We start from the raw sequence: 16,300 nt of genomic DNA, 5'->3' as shown, positions 1-16,300 counted from the left end.
GCCGGGTTCACGCCCGGCGTTTTCATTCACGAAGGACCGCACAATGTCGCGCTACTCGGCCACCGAAATCGAAGCAAAATGGCAAGAGGCCTGGGACAAGGCCGGGATCTTCACCGCCGACCACACGGCAGACAAGCCGAAGTATTACGTGCTTGAGATGTTCCCTTACCCGTCAGGGCGAATCCATATGGGGCATGTGCGCAACTATACGATGGGCGACGTCATTGCGCGTCACAAGCTGGCGACGGGGCACAACGTGCTGCACCCGATGGGCTGGGATGCTTTTGGAATGCCGGCAGAAAACGCCGCCATGGCCATTGGCGGCCACCCGAAAGACTGGACATACAGCAACATCGCCGACATGCGCGGGCAGATGATGCCGCTGGGCTTGTCGATCGATTGGTCCCGCGAATTCGCCACCTGTGACCCCGAATATTATGGCCAGCAACAGGCTCTGTTCCTCGATATGCTCGATGCCGGGTTGGTTTACCGCAAAAACGCCGTGGTGAACTGGGACCCGGTCGACATGACCGTTCTGGCCAATGAGCAGGTGGAAAATGGACGCGGTTGGCGCTCGGGCGCTCTGGTGGAACGGCGCGAGCTGACCCAGTGGTTTTTCAAAATCTCGGACTATTCCGAAGAATTGCTGGATGCGCTTGATACGCTAGAGAACTGGCCTGCCAAAGTGCGGCTGATGCAGGAAAACTGGATCGGCAAGTCGCGCGGCCTGCAATTTGGCTTCGAACGTACTGATGGTGGTGAGCCCATCACCGTCTATACGACTCGGCCCGATACGCTGTTGGGCGCGTCCTTTGTTGGTATTTCGCCGGATCACCCGATTGCCAAGCAGCTTGAGGCCGAAATCCCCGAAGTTGCTGAGTTTGTTGCCGAATGCCGCAAGGGTGGCACCACGGAAGAGGCCATCGAGACGGCCGAAAAGCTGGGTTACGACACCGGCATTCGCGTGCGTCACCCGCTGGACCCGAATTGGGAACTGCCGGTCTGGATCGCCAATTTCATCCTGATGGATTATGGAACTGGCGCGATCTTTGCCTGCCCCGCGCATGACCAGCGTGATCTTGATTTCTGCCGCAAGTATGGCCTGCCGGTCATCGACACCTTCTTTGCACTGGATGACGATAAGCCGGTCGACAAGATCGCCTTTGTGCCGCCGAAAACTGAAAAAGTCCGCTGGGTGGACCACTTCGCAGGCCTGACCGAGGCCTCTGGGGATGAGGCGATCAACGCCACCGTCGATTTCGCGGAAAAAGCAGGTTGGGGTGAAGGCGTCACCAAATATCGCCTGCGCGATTGGGGGCTCAGCCGTCAACGCTATTGGGGTTGCCCGATTCCGGTCGTGCATTGCGACAAATGTGGCACCGTGCCCGAGAAGAAAGAAAATCTGCCGATCGAATTGCCTTACGACGATGGCAACGGCAAACCCATCGACTTCTCGATCCCCGGCAACCCGCTGGACCGCCATGCCAATTGGCGTGACACCCCTTGCCCGTCTTGCGGCGCGCCTGCCAAACGTGAAACGGATACGATGGATACGTTTGTCGATTCGTCGTGGTATTTCGCCCGTTTCACCGCGCCACGCGCTGACACACCCACCGATCTGGCCGAGGCCGAATACTGGATGAACGTCGACCAGTATATCGGCGGTATCGAGCACGCGATTCTGCACCTGCTCTACTCGCGCTTCTTCGCGCGGGCGATGAACATCACGGGTCACCTGCCTAAGAAAGCCATCGAGCCGTTCAATGCGTTGTTCACGCAAGGCATGGTCACGCATGAAATCTATCAGACACGCGACGCCAATGGCCGTCCGGTTTATCACCTGCCCGAAGATGTGACCGACGGAAAACTGGCCGACGGCACCGAGGTTGAAATTATCCCCTCGGCCAAGATGTCGAAATCCAAGAAAAACGTGGTCGACCCGGTCAGCATCATCTCGGCCTTCGGCGCGGATACCGCGCGTTGGTTCGTCCTGTCCGATTCGCCGCCTGAACGGGATGTGGAGTGGACCGCATCCGGGGCCGAGGCTGCGTTCAAGCACCTCAGCCGTGTGCATCGGATCGCCTCGGAAATCGCCGAATCGGATGTTCCGGCCAATGCCGAGGATGAAACCCTGCTGCGCGAGATGCACAAAGCCATCCATGACGTCACAGGCGGAGTCGAATCTTTCGGCTTCAACGCCTCAATCGCCAAGCTCTATGCTTTCACCAACACCCTGGCCAAATCCAAGGCGGGCACCGCAGCCAAACGCGAGGCCGCCAAAACGCTGGCACAGCTGATGTCGCCGATGACCCCGCACCTGTCCGAGGAGCTTTGGCAGCTGCTGGGTGGCGAAGGGCTGGTTGCCACGGCATCATGGCCGGTTGCGGATGCAGCTATGCTGGTGGACGACACCGTCACCCTGCCGATCCAGATCAACGGCAAGCGCCGCGCGGAAATCTGCGTGGCCAAAGATATGCCCAAGGACGAGGTTGAAAAAGTCGCGCTGAGCACCGAAGCTGTGCAAAAGGCGCTGGATGGCGCCACACCCAAGAAAGTAATCGTTGTACCGGGCCGGATTGTGAATGTCGTCGTTTAACCGCAGAACCTTGTTGCTGATGCCCTTGGCGCTTGCCGCCTGCGGGTTTGAACCTGTGTACGCTCCAGGCGGATCGGGCTCGGCCCTTTTTGGTCGCGTAGAAGTGTCGGCACCAAACACGGTCACCAGCTTTCTTCTGGTCGAAGATCTGGAACAAAAGCTAGGCCGTAGCGCAACATCCGGCAGTGAATACAGTCTGGACGTTTCCGTCGTGACCCAGACGGTGGCGGCATCGATCACCTCAACGAACGAAACCAACCGTCTTATCATCAACGGGACCGCCAACTATTCGCTTAGATCGAAAGCGACGGGGCAAGTTCTTGCCTCTGGCTCGGTGACGGACTTCGTGGGGTATTCGGCTGCTGGTTCCACCGTATCCACACTGGCTGATGAGCGGGATGCTACGCAGCGCCTGATGGTGATTCTGTCCGATCAGATCATCAGTAGGCTGTACGCCACGCCGGGCCTGTCCGCATGAAGCTGAGCCCGCGCGAGGCCGAGGGATATTTCTCGAGACCCGACGCGGATAAGACCGGGCTGTTGATCTACGGTGCGGATGCGATGCGCGTGGCGCTAAAGCGGCAACAGGTTTTGGCCGCTCTGCTGGGCGCCAATGCCGAAGAAGAGATGCGGCTGACCCGCCTGCCCGGAAGCGATCTGCGTGGCGATCCGGCCTTGTTGCTGGACGCGGTCAAGGCGGTCGGGTTCTTTCCCGGGCCACGCGCTGTATTCGTCGAAGACACAACCGACACGGCCGCCCCAGCAATCCTTGCCGCGCTGGAAGATTGGGTAGCTGGCGATGCCCAGATCATCGTAACCGCCGGGCAGCTCAAAGCCAGTTCCAAGATTCGTAAAGCGTTCGAAGCACACCGCTCGGCCTATGCGGTAGGTATCTATGACGACCCACCATCCCGGGCCGAAGTCGAACGAATACTTTCTGAGGCCGGTTTGCAGAACATCCCGCGCGATTCGATGGCCGCGATTGCTGAGCTGGCAACCAGTATAAGCCCCGGTGACTTTACCCAAACGATTGAGAAACTGTCGCTTTACAAACGCGATGACAGCTCCGAACTGACCATTGAAGACGTCGAAGCCTGCGCGCCCCGCTCGACCGAGGCCGCACTGGACGATGTGCTGAACGTGGTTGCCGATGGTCGCGCGGGTGAAATCGGCCCGCTGATCCGACGTTTGCAGTCACAAGGAACCAATGCGGTCAGCCTGTGTATCGGCGCGACAAGGCATTTCCGCACTTTGTATGCCTGCGCATCCGATCCCGGCGGAGCAGCGCAGGGAATCGGCAAGCTGCGCCCCCCCGTTTATGGAAAGCGCCGCGACCGCATTTTGCGTCAGGCCCAAGGGTGGGGTGCGCCAAAATTGCAAACTGCATTGACGGTTCTGACCGATACCGACCTGTCGCTGCGCTCGGCCGGGCAAACCGCACCGGCCATGGCATTGGTCGAACGCGCCATGATCCGTCTGGCGATGCTGGCGCGGACCCGCTAACCGCTTTGATCCAACCAATGTGCCGCCGCGCGCCCAGCCCAACGGCCGGTCGCCAGGCAAGCTGTCAGAAGGTACCCCCCGGTCGGGGCCTCCCAATCCAGCATCTCGCCTGCGCAAAACACTCCGGGATATGCAGTCAGCATGAGCCCCTCATTAAGCGCCGCACGTGACACACCTCCTGCTATGGAAATGGCCTCGTCCATCGGGCGCAGGCCCGCGTGGGTGATCTGCAGATGCTTGATCGCCCTCACGTCCAGCGACTGGATCTGACCGTCGCGCTTGGACATTTCATGAAACAGGGCAACCTTTTGCGGAGACAGGCGCAGAGATTTCTTCAGCCACTGCGAAAGGGTCGTTTTCGATTTCTTTGACGCAAAACGATTGCGCAACGTATCGGCATCCAAATCCGGAACCAAATCGACAAAAAGCGGTGCTCTGTCACGCAAGGCCGGGGTCAGTGAGTACAGTCCGCCCCCTTCCAACCCTTTCGCCGAAACCGCAGCCTCGCCGCGGCTTTCCAACTCTCCGGCCCTCCATCGCACCGATTTCAAAGCCGCGCCAAAATGAGGCTGCATATGGGGGCTCCATTCCACGGAAATGGCTGAGTTTGCGGGTGCGAAAGGTGTGAGGGGCACGCCATTACTCGTCAGCACCGATGCCCATGCTCCGTCTGATCCCAACCGCGACCAGCTTGCCCCGCCCAGCGCAAGAACTGTCACATCGGGGCACAGGTTCTGCCTGCCATCATCCGTGTCGAAAACGGCTTGGGCACCGTCCCAGCCAACCCACCGCCAACGTGTTCTGATCTGAACGCCAGCCTCTGCCAGCCGTGCCAGCCACACCCGCAACAGCGGAGATGCCTTCATCGACGTCGGAAACACCCGGCCGGTCGAGCCCGTGAACAACTCTTGCCCCAGCCCTTGCGCCCAGGTTTGCACGTCCGACGCATCGAATTCGGCAATCATTGGTCGCAACCAGGTCGCGGCCTCACCATAGGACCTCAGCAAAATCTCAAACTGTTCGTCCTTGGTCAGGTTCAGCCCGGACTTTCCCGCCATCAGGAACTTTCGCGCAACCGAAGGCTTGGCCTCTGCTACAACAACAGAGTGCCCGGCTTTGGCCAGTTCCTCGGCTGCCATCAGGCCTGCGGGTCCACCGCCGATCACCAGTGCCTGTGCCATCCCTGCCCTCTTGCCTTTCGCGCCACCCGGCGCAACCTTACCTGTGTGATGACGAACAGCGATCCGATCTGCCCGCTCTGCCGCCGTCCGATCCCGGATGGGGGCGGAAGCCTGCACCATCTGATCCCAAAACTCAAAGGGGGCAAGGGCGGACCCACCGTCCTGCTGCACCAGATCTGCCATAAAGAAGTGCACGCGACCCTGACAGAGGCTGAATTGGCTCGTGAATTCAACACTGTGGAAGCACTGCGCGCCCACCCTCGGCTGGAAAAATTCCTGAATTGGGTCCACAAACGCCCGCCCGGGTTTCGGTCGAAGGTTCCGGGCAAGCGGCGCGGGCGTTGATCAGCCGGGATTAACCGGGTCGCCAAACGCATCCCGCGTCGGCGCGGCAAGCCCCTGAAACTCCAACCCGCGATAATCGGGAACATTGGAAAATTGGGCACCGTCGACATGCTGGAACTCCAGCGTTGTGTAAGGGCGTTTCCAAAGCCATTCGCGGTTTTCCACAGCCCAAGGGTCTGGGTTTGGCGGAACCTCGTCGGTGAATGCGTAAAAATGCAGATCAAAGCCATACTGCCCGACGTCCTGCATCGAAAGCAGGCGCATACCCTGATCACGGCAGAATGCGTCCTCGGCTGCCATATCCCCGGTGCGCAGGGTGATCTGACCGATACAAGCTTGTGCAAACGGCTCGTTCGGGTCTGCGGCATTTGCTGGCCGGTTGCCTTCGAAATCATGCTGAAGCAGCTCGATCACGAACCCCTCGGGGTCTTTGAGGTGAGACATGTACCCGATGTCCATGAACTGTTTCGGGTCCGAGACCTCAACCCCCTTGCCCCGCAGGAACGCGGCGGCCAGATCAACGTCCGGTACTGTAATGCCGATCTTCCAATAGCGTTGTCCTGTGTCATGGGAGTATCCGCCGCCGCCAGGCATCAGCAGCAAATCGGCGCCCTGCCCCAAATAACCGATGCGCAGACTCACCCCCTGGGCCTGAACCGACATCCCAAGGACATCCGTATAGAATGTGCCCAGTTGTTCAGGATCGGCGACGCGCAGTCGCAAGCCAGACAGCCTCATCCGCACAGCCCGGCAATACCGGCAGCGATCTTGGGATCGGCGGCGGTGCTATCGGCGACCAGTTCACACGCTGTCTGCATCAGCGCATCCGGCGCCACCACCCGGTCCACCAGACCAAAGGTATAAGCCTCATCCGCCGTGATTTTTTGACCGGCCATCAGGATCATCTTGGTGCGGGATGGCCCGATCAGGGACGACATGCGCGCGGGATCAGACGGTTGCGGCAGAAACCCCAGTTTCATCACGGGATAGAAGAACTTGGCGGACGGGACCGCAATTCGAATGTCACAGGCCAGCACCATACCGTTCGCACCCCCAGCCAGGGTGCCATTCAACGCGGCGACCGTCAGGCATGGCAGCGCAGCGATTGCGCCCGACAAACGCTCCCATACATCCGAAGTTGCAAGACCCGCGCGGGCCTCATCCAGATCGGCACCGGCACTGAACACTTTGCCGGCCCCAGTCAGGATCAACGCGCGCGCCTCGGAGGCGGCTTCAGCAATCTCGGCCAGCTCAGACAGCATCGCCCCTGTCAGCGCATTGGCTTTGCCAGGATTGTTCAAGGTAACAATCCACAAACCGTCTTCTTTGTTTAATTCGATCACGTCAGCCCTACCCTTTGTCGAATATCTTCACGCCGCAGCGAGATTTCGGTTCCCAAAAATTCATCCGCGTCTGCGGTACACATCCACAACAGCGCCTTGGCTGGCCAGTCGGCAGGGATATGATCGCTCCAATCCAACTGGCTGACAGCGTTGATGCCGCTAGTCTTGATGACCCGCTGCATGTCGGTTGCGACGGTGCCCGGTGACAGACCCATGGCGCGGATGCCGTGGATCAATTCTTCAAGATGCAGGCATTCTGTCAGCATCTTGGCACCGGCCTTGGACGCGCAGTAATGGCTCCATGCCTCAACCGGGTTCGAGGCCGCGCCGGACGATACTGTCAGCACGGTGCCCTCACCCGCCGCCCGCATGACAGGCAGCGCTGCGCGCATTCCGTGGAACACACCCTTGAGGTTGATATCGATCGCCTTGTCCCAAGCCGCAACATCCGCGTTCGAAAGATGGAAGATCGGATCAATGACACCGGCGTTCCCGATCAGAACATCCAAACCGCCAAAGCGGTCGACGCAATCTGCAACGGCCTGTTCGACCTGCGCAAAATCACTGACGTCGCATTCCAGTGCGATAGCGTTTTCGCCAAGCGCAGATGCCAATGCGGCGATCTGATCGCGGCTGCGCGCGACCAGTGCCACGTTTGCGCCTGCTGCGGCAAAAACGCGCCCTGCCTCTGCTCCGATGCCGCGGCTGGCCCCGGTTATCAGTACGGTTTTTCCCTGCATTTGGTTCCTCTACCTCCAACGGTTTGAATTTGTGTGAATGCTTACCGCGCGAATGGGTAAAGGGTCCAGTCCTTGCCCCTTGACGCCCGCCGTCACAAACACGACGATGCCCGCAAAATTATCTAGAAGGGTACTGTAATGTCCGTTTTCCTTCGCCGCAGTTGCGGTGCTGTTTTGGCTTATGCCGTTATCACACAAGGCGCACTTGCCGATCTAACCACGCAGGACGTCTGGAATGACTGGAAAACCTATCTGGGTCAGATGGGGTACACCATTTCGGGCGACCAGACCGTTGCAGGAAATGTCACAACGATTGCCAACATGGCCATGTCCATGGACTTACCGGAAGAAGAGGCAACTTTTCAGATGGTCGTTCCAGAAATGACCCTGACGGAAAATGGCGACGGTACGGTCAGCATTGGTTTCCCCGAGAAATTTCCCATGACGATTTCCGGAGAGGGGGACGGCGAAAAGTTCTCGGTCAATGTCGATTATTCGCAGAGCGAGATGAACCTGATCGTTTCAGGCTCGCCCGACGAAATGACTTACGACTATTCGGCCGACACGATAGGCATCAAGCTGGATGGTCTGAATGTGGACGGCGAAAAGATGCCCGCTGATGCGTTGGCGCTCAGCCTGAACATGACAGATCTGGCTGGCAGCTCGGTCATGAAAATCGGCGAAAACCGTGACATTGATCAGAAATTCACCGCGGGTGAGATGACCTATGATATGGCGTTCCAGGACCCGGACAGCGGCGACACGGCCAAGGTAGACGGCTCGATGAGCCAGCTGGCGTTTGAAGGTACAAACGTTATCCCATCCGAATTCGACATCTCGGACCCGCAGGCCTTCTATAAGGCGGGCTTCTCGTTCTCGGGGCTGTTCACCTACGGATCCGGCCAGAACGCGATTGCAGGCACCAGCGAAGGCGAGGCATTCTCGGTCGGAAGCGAATCCCAAGGTGGCAAATTTGGCGCCAGCATCGACGCCGAGCGTCTTGCCTATGACATCGAGCAGAACAGCGCGAAAGTCGCAGTGACGACCGCCGACCTGCCCTTCCCGATTGAAATCGCGATGGAGAATGCCGGGTTCAAGTTTGAAATCCCGGTGCAGAAATCCGAGGAAATCCAACCGTTTGGATTCGCCATGAACCTGACCGACTTCACCATGTCGGATATCCTGTGGAGCATGTTCGACCCAGCAGGCGCCCTGCCGCGCGACCCGGCGACTATTGCGCTGGACACGACCGGGACCGCCAAGGTTCTGTTGAACATCTTTGATCCTACCGCAGTCGAAAACCTGGATGCATCTGACGCCGCGCCGGGCGAGTTGCACTCGCTGAAGATCAACGAACTGCTGGTGTCTCTGGTCGGGGCCAAGCTGACCGGTGAAGGCGATTTCACCTTCGACAACTCCAACGTCTCAGAGTTCGACGGAATGCCCACGCCGACCGGCGTTGCCAAGCTGAAACTGAATGGGGCCAACGCCCTGATCGACAAGTTGATCGAGATGGGGCTGGTGTCGGACAGCGATGCAATGGGCGCGCGGATGATGATGGGTCTGATGGCCGTACCGGGTGACGAGCCCGACACGCTGAATTCAGAAATCGAATTCACTGCGGACGGTCAGATTCTGGCGAACGGCCAACGTATCAAGTAACACTTCGGGAAGGCGGCACCGCTGCCTTCCCAATCCTTCGCCCGTGGTGCGAACTCTGGCACCGGGCGCATCGTGCCGAATTCCATTTCAATAGTTTGCTCAACCTAAAATAGCCGCAGGCCTTGCGAGACCGGCGGTCCAAGGCTAGGTCGAATGCACACAGACCGGAGGCCTCATGACCCGCACACCAGAAGAAATCAGCCATAACCTGCTGGACGCGGCCCGCAAAGCCGGGGCCGAAGCGGCGGATGCCATCGTTCTGGATGGCTCATCGGTATCGGTTGAAGTCCGCAGTGGCGCGCTGGAGCACGCGGAACGGTCCGAAGGCACCGACCTGGGATTGCGTGTGTTCCTGGGCAAGCGGCAGGCGATCGTCTCAAGTTCGGACAGTCGCCCCGAAACGCTGACGGCGATGGCGCAACGTGCAGTGGCCATGGCAAGTGAAGCTCCGGAAGATCCTTTTACAGGGTTGGCCACGCCCGACCAGCTTGCAAAAGACTGGGATATCGCGGCGCTGGAACAATTCGACCCGACGCCGGAACCATCGGCGGATACGCTTTTGCAGGATGCACTGGCTGCTGAAGCTGCCGCTTTGGCCATAGAAGGCGTGTCCCAAGTATCGGACGCTGCGGCTGCCTATGGCACCCACCGCGTGCATCTGGCTGCTACGAATGGCTTTTCCGGCGGGTATTCCCGCAGCAGTCGCTCGACCTCTTGCGTTGCTATCTCGGGCGAAGGCACAGGGATGGAACGCGACTATGACGGCGACAGCCGCACATTCCAGAGTGACCTGCGCAGCCCTGATGAGATTGGCCGCACAGCAGGCGAACGCGCCGTTGCTCTGATTGGGGCACAAAAGCCCGCGACAGGCACGTTCCCTGTTCTGTTTGACGAGCGGATCTCGTCTTCGCTGATCGGTCATCTGTTGGCCGCCAGCAACGGCGCAGCCATTGCCCGTGGTGCGTCATGGCTTAAGGACAGTCTGGGAGAGCAGGTGTTGCCTGAACACCTGTCACTTATCGAAGACCCGCATCGCCCGCGTATCTCGGGCTCTCGCCCCTTTGACGCCGAAGGTTTGCCAACACAGCGAAGGGCCGTTGTTGAAAACGGAGTACTGACCGGGTGGACCCTGGATTTGGCCAGCGCACGAAAACTGGGCATGACCTCGACCGGGAATGCGGCGCGTGGCGTGTCTGGCCCCCCGTCGCCCAGCAACTGGAACCTGAGCCTGACCCAAGGCACGCACAGCCGGGACGATCTGCTGCGTGACATGGGAACCGGCCTGTTGGTGACCTCGATGATCGGATCGACGATCAACCCCAATACCGGCGACTACTCACGTGGGGCATCAGGCTTTTGGGTCGAAAACGGGGAAATCACCCATCCCGTCAACGAATGCACGATCGCTGGCAATCTGCGTGACATGCTGAAACGGATTATTCCGGCAAATGACGCACGTACGTACTTGTCCCGCGTGGTGCCATCGATCCTGATCGAAGGAATGACACTTGCCGGCACCTGACCTGCAACTGCTGATTGACGCCGCATTAGAGGCCGGAAAGATCGCCACTCGGTTTTCGGGGACCACGGCGCAACGCTGGGATAAACCCGACGGGGCCGGCCCGGTGACCGAAGCTGATCTTGCCGTGAACGCGATGCTTGAGCAAATGCTGCCCGCAGCGCGTCCGGGGTATGGCTGGTTGAGCGAAGAAACCGAGGATTCAACTGACAGGCTATCGAAAGACCGTGTTTTCATCATTGATCCCATCGACGGCACCCGCAGCTTTGCCGAAGGCTCGCGGACCTGGGCCCATTCATTGGCTATCGCCGAACAGGGCGAAGTGACGGCCGCTGTGATCTACCTGCCTTTACGAAACCTGCTATACGCCGCAGCAATAGGTCAGGGTGCCACGCTCAATGCCGAAAATATCCGGGTCAGCGAACTCAGTGTGTTGGAAAGCGCCGAGGTGTTGGCGGCGAAACCCAACATGCAGCCGCAACACTGGCGTCAGGGGCAGGTACCCGATTTCAAACGGAACTACCGGCCATCTCTGGCCTATCGCATGGCCCTTGTTGCACAGGGTCGATTTGACGGGATGATGACCCTCAGGCCCAGCTGGGAATGGGACATCGCCGCAGGTGATCTGATAATACGCGAAGCCCTCGGCCGGTGTTCGGACCGCGCGGGGCTGCCGCTGCGGTTCAACAACGCAATTCCGCGTCTGAACGGTGTGATCGCTGCGGGTTCAGGTGTTTATAGGCTACTGTCGGAACAACTCGAACCGGAAAGCCCTGGAATCGCACCATGAGCAAGCCACGCTCGTTAAGCCTTGCCGCCTATCGCGTGCTGTCCTGGGGTATGCAGAATACCGCCAGCAACGGCGATATTGCGCGCCCCGAGGGCGAGGTTCTGTGGTTGCACATAAATGCGTGGGAACGTCACCGCGCTATTGTTGATTTTTGCCAGCGGTTGCAGCAGACGCGCCCCAATCTGTCGGTGGTTCTGACCGCGCCACCCGATGCAGATCTATCAAGATGGGCCAGCAGCGGATACCCTCTGGTCAACCTGCCCACCGAACAAACCGGGGCGGCGCGCGTGTTTCTAGACCATTGGCAGCCGGATATCGGAATTTGGGTCGGGGGCGGCCTGATGCCCAACCTGATCACACGCGCCGAGGAACGTGGGATTCCCATGATGCAGATCGAAGCACAGGCGGACGTGAAAATCGCGCGCGGCGGCCGTTGGCTGCCCGATATCACAAGATACACGATTGACTGTTTTCAGACGATCCTGTGTACGACACCGGAAATCGTCCGCCAAATTCGGCGATTGGGCATCGCTTCGAACAAGGTGCAAGAGGCACCGCCCCTACATGTCAGCCCAAACCCGCGCTCATGGCCCGAGGACGAGCTGATCGAAGTGAACCATGCGCTGTCTGGCCGACCGGTCTGGTTAGCGGCGTGGGTCCAGGACAAAGAATTCATCTCGGTCCTCAGTGCCCATAGACAGGCAATGCGCATGCTGCCGCGTTTGGCATTGGTGTTGCAAGTGGCCGACATTACAGAAGCCGGGCCGCTGCACCGGCGGCTTGAGGCGATGGATCTGCGCTGTACCAACTGGGATGAAAGCGGGACGATCGAGGACATGACTCAAGTGATCCTGTCCGCCGTGCCCGAGGATCTGGGCCTGTGGCACCGTGTATCGCCGGTGACCTTCATGGGCAGCTCACTGGAACGCGGTGCCGGAGGCGCAGACCCGCTCGTCGCCACAGCGCTGGGCTCCGCCGTGATCCACGGCCCGTTTGTGCACAGCCAACAACAGCTATACGATCAGCTAGACCGGGCGGGGGCCGCGCGCACCGTCAGATCCGCCACCGAGCTGGGCGATGCAGTGGTGGAACTGTTGGCACCGGATCAGGCCGCCAATATGGCGCTGGCCGGGTGGCAGATCGTAACCGAAGGTGCGCCGCAAGCGGATCACCTGATCGACATGATTCAGGACTATCTGGATCAGCGGAGTGCAGACGATGCGAGCACCTGATTTCTGGAATACCGCCCCGGATCGGCTGGATTTGCGCGCTCGCATGCTGGCACCGCTTGGGCAGCTCTATGCCGGGGCAACGGCGCGTCGGGTCGCCTCGGAACCCGGTATTAACCCAGGCGTTCCTGTCATTTGCATTGGCAACCTGAACGCGGGTGGCACTGGCAAGACCCCAACCGTGATCTGGATGATCGAGCAATTGCGCGATGCCTGGCATGAGACACATGTGGTCACGCGCGGCCATGGCGGTTCGCTCGAAGGGCCGGTGCGCGTGGACCCCGGCAAGCATACCGCGGCGCAGGTCGGGGATGAGCCCCTGTTGCTGGCGGCTTTTGCCGATGTCTGGGTCGCCAAAGACCGCGCCGCTGGAGCAAAGGCAGCCGCCGCGGCGGGTGCCACAGTCATCGTGCTTGACGACGGCTTTCAAAACCCCTCGGTGGCCAAGGATTTCTCGGTCATTGTGGTGGACGCGGCACGCGGGTTCGGAAATGGACTGTGCTTACCGGCTGGCCCCCTCAGGGAACCGGTGGAAGTCGGGTTACAGCGCGCTGATCTGGTGCTGTCCCTTGGCGAAGCTGATGCCCAAATCGAGTTTGCCGAACGCTGGGGGAAAAAACTGTCCGTCCCACATGCGACCGGCGCGGTTGAGCCGCTGCAAACCGGCATGGATTGGAGCGATACGCCCGTTCTCGCCTTTGCAGGAATCGGACACCCCGAAAAGTTCTTTGCCACTTTGCGCCAACAAGGCGCGACCTTGCTGCGGGCCGAGGCATTGGATGATCACCAGCCGCTGACACCCGCCCTTATGACCCGTCTTGAAAACGAAGCCCGCTTGTTGCGCGCGCAAATGGTCACCACGGAAAAAGACGCCGTTCGCCTGCCCGCTACATTTCGCAGCAAGGTCATCACGCTTCCGGTTCGTCTGAAGGTCGATGAGGCGGACAAGGTCAGGCAGATGCTTCTGCAGATCGCCCCGTCGCCCTGAAGGACGACCGGCCCGGATTGAGCCGGTCGTAAAAGCAATTAGCTGCCCAGTTCGTCTTCGATCAGCTTTTTGAAGCCGTCATAGGACTGATTCTCGACCGGCTTGCCATTCACGATGAAGGACGGGGTCGCCTGAATACCATCGCGCTCGGCGTTTTCCTGATACCATGCGACCAGCGTCTGCGCCCGGGTGCCGTCCTGCAGGCAGGCTTCAAGCTGATCATTGTCGATACCAGCCAGACGCCCGATTTTACGCAGCTCGTCCACGATTTCAGCGGGACCACCGGCGTTGGTCCACTCGGACTGTCCTTCGTAGATCAGGTCGGAGATGCCAAAGAACTTTTCGGGCCCGCCGCAGCGCGCTACCATCGACGCCCACAGGCCATAACGGTCAAAGTAGACCTCGCGATAGATGAACTTCACCTTACCTGTGTCGATAAAATCCTTCTTGAGCTGCTTGTACGCTCCCGAGTGGAAATTCGCACAATGCGGGCAGGTATAGGACGCATATTCGATGATCTCGACTGGTGCGTCCTCGGCACCCAGAGTCATCTCGACGATGGTCGAGGTGTCCAGATTTGCCTCTTGCGCCTCGGCGCTGCTGATCAGCGGATAGGCGGGGTTGGAATTTGACAGCGACAGCCAATAACCGCCAGCGGCCACGGCGACGGCCGCACAAATTCCGGTTGCAATACGGCTCATTTCTCAGCCCTTTCTCAGCGTTTTTGCTTGGATAAAACGTTACGGCCCAGACGTTCAAGGGCTGCGCGCAGATCACCATCGTGAACTTCTTGCGCAGCGCGGTCTGCCTCGGCTGCTATTTCTGGTTCGATCTTGGGTTTCGCTTGTTTCGGCTTGTGGTCGAAACTGGCCTGCCCCTCGGCAAATCCTGTCGGAGCAGTCTGGGTGATGCGCACCCGGCTGATGGCATTATAGCCATAAACCGCGTTCACCTTGCCGCGCAATTGTTCCTTCTGCATCTCCAGCATCGGGGCCTGCGGTCCGGTGGTCAGAACCGTTAGCGTGGCACCAATGCCACCCTTCCCGTAACCCACTTTTACCGGTCGCGCGATAGCGGCCATATCCTGTCCAACGATCTCGGACCAATGGGTCAGCAGGCGTGATACGGCAAAGCCCCGGCTCTCACCGGCGTGCCTGATCTGGTCGTTCAGCAATGTCGCGGTGCGTTTGAACCCGCGGGTCGAAGAACGTCTGCGCTGCATCTGGTTTCCAACTCCTGCGCCGCTATTGTAAAGGGCAGAACAACAGGCGCCAGCGAAACCCGACAAGGAGATAGATAAAACTTGCGTGACTCTGGTGAATTTGACGTGAGCAGTGCGCTGCTGGATTGGTACGACCGCCATGCCCGCGAGATGCCTTGGCGCGTAGCCCCAGCCGATCGGGCTGCGGGCGTGATGCCCGACCCCTACCGCATATGGTTGTCCGAGGTCATGCTGCAGCAGACCACTGTTGCGGCTGTGCGCGACTATTTCGTGCGATTCACAACCCGCTGGCCAACTGTCGAAGCGCTGGCGGCGGCGCCCGACGATCAGGTCATGGGGGAATGGGCCGGGCTTGGCTACTATGCTCGCGCCCGCAATTTGTTGAAATGCGCCCGGGTCGTGGTCGAACAGCATGGTGGAACGTTCCCCGATACCTACGACGCGCTCCTCAATTTGCCGGGGATCGGTCCCTACACCGCCGCTGCAATTTCCGCCATCGCCTTCGACCGACCCGAAACCGTGTTGGACGGCAACGTAGAACGGGTTATGGCCCGACTTTTCGACATTCACGACCCTTTGCCCGGTTCAAAACCGCAACTGAAAAAGCATGCGGCTGCGCTTACGCCTGCCACGCGACCGGGAGACTATGCGCAGGCGGTCATGGACCTGGGGGCAACAATCTGTACACCAAAATCTCCGGCCTGCGGTATCTGCCCGGTGCAAGCCACCTGCGCCGCTCGCGCCGCTGGAACGCAATCCGATTTGCCACGCAAGACACCAAAAAAGCCCAAACCCACGCGATACGGCCATGTCTATATAGCCCAAGGCGATAACGGAGCCTTTCTGATGGAACGTCGTCCCGACAAGGGGCTGCTGGGTGGCATGCTGGGTTGGCCGGGATCAGAATGGTCAGACGGCCCGACCGAAGCACCGCCCTTTCCCTGCGAATGGCAGGTGCTGCCGGGCGAGGTACGCCATACCTTTACCCACTTCCACCTGATCCTGCGCATCTGGACGGCCAAGCTGCCGGTCGGCTGGTCGCATGACGATCTGATTGTCATGGAAAAACACACTTTCCGACCCGGTGATCTGCCAACTGTTATGCGCAAGGCCTATGATCTCTGGCGCTCTACGTAACCCATTGTGTGGCATTGCCGGGTGGGGCTAGTCTGCCCACAGTTT

At 59.6% G+C, this 16,300-nt stretch carries 16 protein-coding genes; 10 read left to right on the top strand and 6 right to left on the bottom strand.

What is annotated here, in order from left to right; translation table 11 throughout:
- Positions 1-43: 43 nt before the first annotated feature.
- From leuS to holA, 3 genes are read left to right on the top strand one after another with little or no spacing between them, the layout of a single operon-like run.
- Positions 44-2,596: a leucine--tRNA ligase gene (gene leuS / locus AC2FFP_RS15110; protein WP_496768563.1), complete on the top strand. Its 2,553-nt coding sequence runs from the start codon at positions 44-46 to the stop codon at positions 2,594-2,596.
- The gene (lptE, locus tag AC2FFP_RS15105) at positions 2,583-3,074 is read left to right on the top strand and encodes an LPS assembly lipoprotein LptE (RefSeq protein ID WP_472724567.1); all 492 of its coding nucleotides are present in this window, start codon (positions 2,583-2,585) and stop codon (positions 3,072-3,074) included. Before leuS ends, lptE begins: the two co-directional genes overlap by 14 nt.
- Positions 3,071-4,099 carry a DNA polymerase III subunit delta gene (gene holA, locus AC2FFP_RS15100; RefSeq protein ID WP_496768566.1) on the top strand — a complete coding sequence of 343 codons (1,029 nt, stop codon included), beginning with the start codon at positions 3,071-3,073 and terminating at the stop codon, positions 4,097-4,099. The genes lptE and holA overlap by 4 nt, the downstream gene beginning before the upstream one ends.
- Here the strand turns inward: holA and AC2FFP_RS15095 are convergent.
- A complete protein-coding gene (locus AC2FFP_RS15095) occupies positions 4,096-5,280 on the bottom strand; it encodes a TIGR03862 family flavoprotein (protein WP_496844667.1) in 1,185 nt (394 codons plus the stop codon). The genes holA and AC2FFP_RS15095 overlap by 4 nt on opposite strands.
- Before the next feature lie 48 nt (positions 5,281-5,328).
- Here AC2FFP_RS15095 and AC2FFP_RS15090 point away from each other — a divergent pair, with 48 nt between their 5' ends.
- On the top strand, positions 5,329-5,625 hold the full coding sequence (locus tag AC2FFP_RS15090) for an HNH endonuclease (RefSeq protein ID WP_480792021.1): 297 nt from the start codon (positions 5,329-5,331) through the stop codon (positions 5,623-5,625).
- Here AC2FFP_RS15090 and AC2FFP_RS15085 read toward each other — a convergent pair whose 3' ends face one another.
- The 3 genes from AC2FFP_RS15085 to AC2FFP_RS15075 are packed head-to-tail and all read right to left on the bottom strand — an operon-like array spanning position 5,626 to position 7,708.
- Positions 5,626-6,363: a VOC family protein gene (locus AC2FFP_RS15085; protein ID WP_496881211.1), complete on the bottom strand. Its 738-nt coding sequence runs from the start codon at positions 6,361-6,363 to the stop codon at positions 5,626-5,628.
- Positions 6,360-6,968, bottom strand: a complete 609-nt coding sequence (locus AC2FFP_RS15080) for an enoyl-CoA hydratase/isomerase family protein (protein WP_496844668.1) — start codon at positions 6,966-6,968, stop codon at positions 6,360-6,362. Before AC2FFP_RS15080 ends, AC2FFP_RS15085 begins: the two co-directional genes overlap by 4 nt.
- Positions 6,965-7,708, bottom strand: a complete 744-nt coding sequence (locus tag AC2FFP_RS15075; protein WP_496881210.1) for an SDR family oxidoreductase — start codon at positions 7,706-7,708, stop codon at positions 6,965-6,967. Before AC2FFP_RS15075 ends, AC2FFP_RS15080 begins: the two co-directional genes overlap by 4 nt.
- Before the next feature lie 138 nt (positions 7,709-7,846).
- Between AC2FFP_RS15075 and AC2FFP_RS15070 the strand changes: the two genes are divergently transcribed.
- The 5 genes from AC2FFP_RS15070 to lpxK all read left to right on the top strand — a co-directional run bounded on the left by AC2FFP_RS15070 (position 7,847) and on the right by lpxK (position 13,896).
- Positions 7,847-9,370, top strand: coding sequence for a DUF2125 domain-containing protein (locus tag AC2FFP_RS15070; protein WP_496881209.1), 1,524 nt, complete (start codon positions 7,847-7,849; stop codon positions 9,368-9,370).
- Between the two features lie 175 nt (positions 9,371-9,545).
- The gene (locus AC2FFP_RS15065) at positions 9,546-10,892 is read left to right on the top strand and encodes a TldD/PmbA family protein (protein ID WP_496881208.1); all 1,347 of its coding nucleotides are present in this window, start codon (positions 9,546-9,548) and stop codon (positions 10,890-10,892) included.
- Entirely contained in the window at positions 10,879-11,679 is an 801-nt protein-coding gene (locus tag AC2FFP_RS15060) for a 3'(2'),5'-bisphosphate nucleotidase CysQ (RefSeq protein WP_496844672.1), read from the top strand. Before AC2FFP_RS15065 ends, AC2FFP_RS15060 begins: the two co-directional genes overlap by 14 nt.
- Positions 11,676-12,911 (top strand): 3-deoxy-D-manno-octulosonic acid transferase, encoded by a 1,236-nt coding sequence (locus tag AC2FFP_RS15055; RefSeq protein ID WP_496768584.1) that lies wholly within the window; start codon positions 11,676-11,678, stop codon positions 12,909-12,911. Before AC2FFP_RS15060 ends, AC2FFP_RS15055 begins: the two co-directional genes overlap by 4 nt.
- Positions 12,898-13,896, top strand: coding sequence for a tetraacyldisaccharide 4'-kinase (gene lpxK, locus AC2FFP_RS15050; protein WP_496739374.1), 999 nt, complete (start codon positions 12,898-12,900; stop codon positions 13,894-13,896). The genes AC2FFP_RS15055 and lpxK overlap by 14 nt, the downstream gene beginning before the upstream one ends.
- 38 nt (positions 13,897-13,934) lie before the next feature.
- Here the strand turns inward: lpxK and AC2FFP_RS15045 are convergent, their stop codons facing one another.
- Positions 13,935-14,597: a DsbA family protein gene (locus tag AC2FFP_RS15045; protein ID WP_496844673.1), complete on the bottom strand. Its 663-nt coding sequence runs from the start codon at positions 14,595-14,597 to the stop codon at positions 13,935-13,937.
- Positions 14,598-14,611: 14 nt separating this feature from the next.
- Positions 14,612-15,118, bottom strand: a complete 507-nt coding sequence (locus tag AC2FFP_RS15040) for a DUF721 domain-containing protein (RefSeq protein WP_496726549.1) — start codon at positions 15,116-15,118, stop codon at positions 14,612-14,614.
- An 81-nt stretch (positions 15,119-15,199) separates the two neighbouring features.
- Here AC2FFP_RS15040 and mutY point away from each other — a divergent pair, with 81 nt between their 5' ends.
- Complete coding sequence (mutY, locus tag AC2FFP_RS15035; protein ID WP_496768591.1) at positions 15,200-16,255, top strand: A/G-specific adenine glycosylase; 1,056 nt, start codon at positions 15,200-15,202, stop codon at positions 16,253-16,255.
- Positions 16,256-16,300: the final 45 nt, after the last annotated feature.

Source organism: Ruegeria sp. YTSC004 (assembly GCF_059609805.1).
Note: the sequence above shows the minus strand (reverse complement) of the source record. Positions and strands in the feature narration are given on the sequence as shown.

Excerpts from the sequence above, each read along its gene's own strand:
- leuS (WP_496768563.1), top strand. The coding sequence starts at position 44 with ATGTCGCGCTACTCGGCCACCGAAATCGAAGCAAAATGGCAAGAGGCC.
- lptE (WP_472724567.1), top strand. The coding sequence starts at position 2,583 with ATGTCGTCGTTTAACCGCAGAACCTTGTTGCTGATGCCCTTGGCGCTT.
- holA (WP_496768566.1), top strand. The coding sequence starts at position 3,071 with ATGAAGCTGAGCCCGCGCGAGGCCGAGGGATATTTCTCGAGACCCGAC.
- AC2FFP_RS15095 (WP_496844667.1), bottom strand. The coding sequence starts at position 5,280 with ATGGCACAGGCACTGGTGATCGGCGGTGGACCCGCAGGCCTGATGGCA.
- AC2FFP_RS15090 (WP_480792021.1), top strand. The coding sequence starts at position 5,329 with ATGACGAACAGCGATCCGATCTGCCCGCTCTGCCGCCGTCCGATCCCG.
- AC2FFP_RS15085 (WP_496881211.1), bottom strand. The coding sequence starts at position 6,363 with ATGAGGCTGTCTGGCTTGCGACTGCGCGTCGCCGATCCTGAACAACTG.
- AC2FFP_RS15075 (WP_496881210.1), bottom strand. The coding sequence starts at position 7,708 with ATGCAGGGAAAAACCGTACTGATAACCGGGGCCAGCCGCGGCATCGGA.
- AC2FFP_RS15070 (WP_496881209.1), top strand. The coding sequence starts at position 7,847 with ATGTCCGTTTTCCTTCGCCGCAGTTGCGGTGCTGTTTTGGCTTATGCC.
- AC2FFP_RS15065 (WP_496881208.1), top strand. The coding sequence starts at position 9,546 with ATGACCCGCACACCAGAAGAAATCAGCCATAACCTGCTGGACGCGGCC.
- AC2FFP_RS15055 (WP_496768584.1), top strand. The coding sequence starts at position 11,676 with ATGAGCAAGCCACGCTCGTTAAGCCTTGCCGCCTATCGCGTGCTGTCC.
- lpxK (WP_496739374.1), top strand. The coding sequence starts at position 12,898 with ATGCGAGCACCTGATTTCTGGAATACCGCCCCGGATCGGCTGGATTTG.
- AC2FFP_RS15045 (WP_496844673.1), bottom strand. The coding sequence starts at position 14,597 with ATGAGCCGTATTGCAACCGGAATTTGTGCGGCCGTCGCCGTGGCCGCT.
- AC2FFP_RS15040 (WP_496726549.1), bottom strand. The coding sequence starts at position 15,118 with ATGCAGCGCAGACGTTCTTCGACCCGCGGGTTCAAACGCACCGCGACA.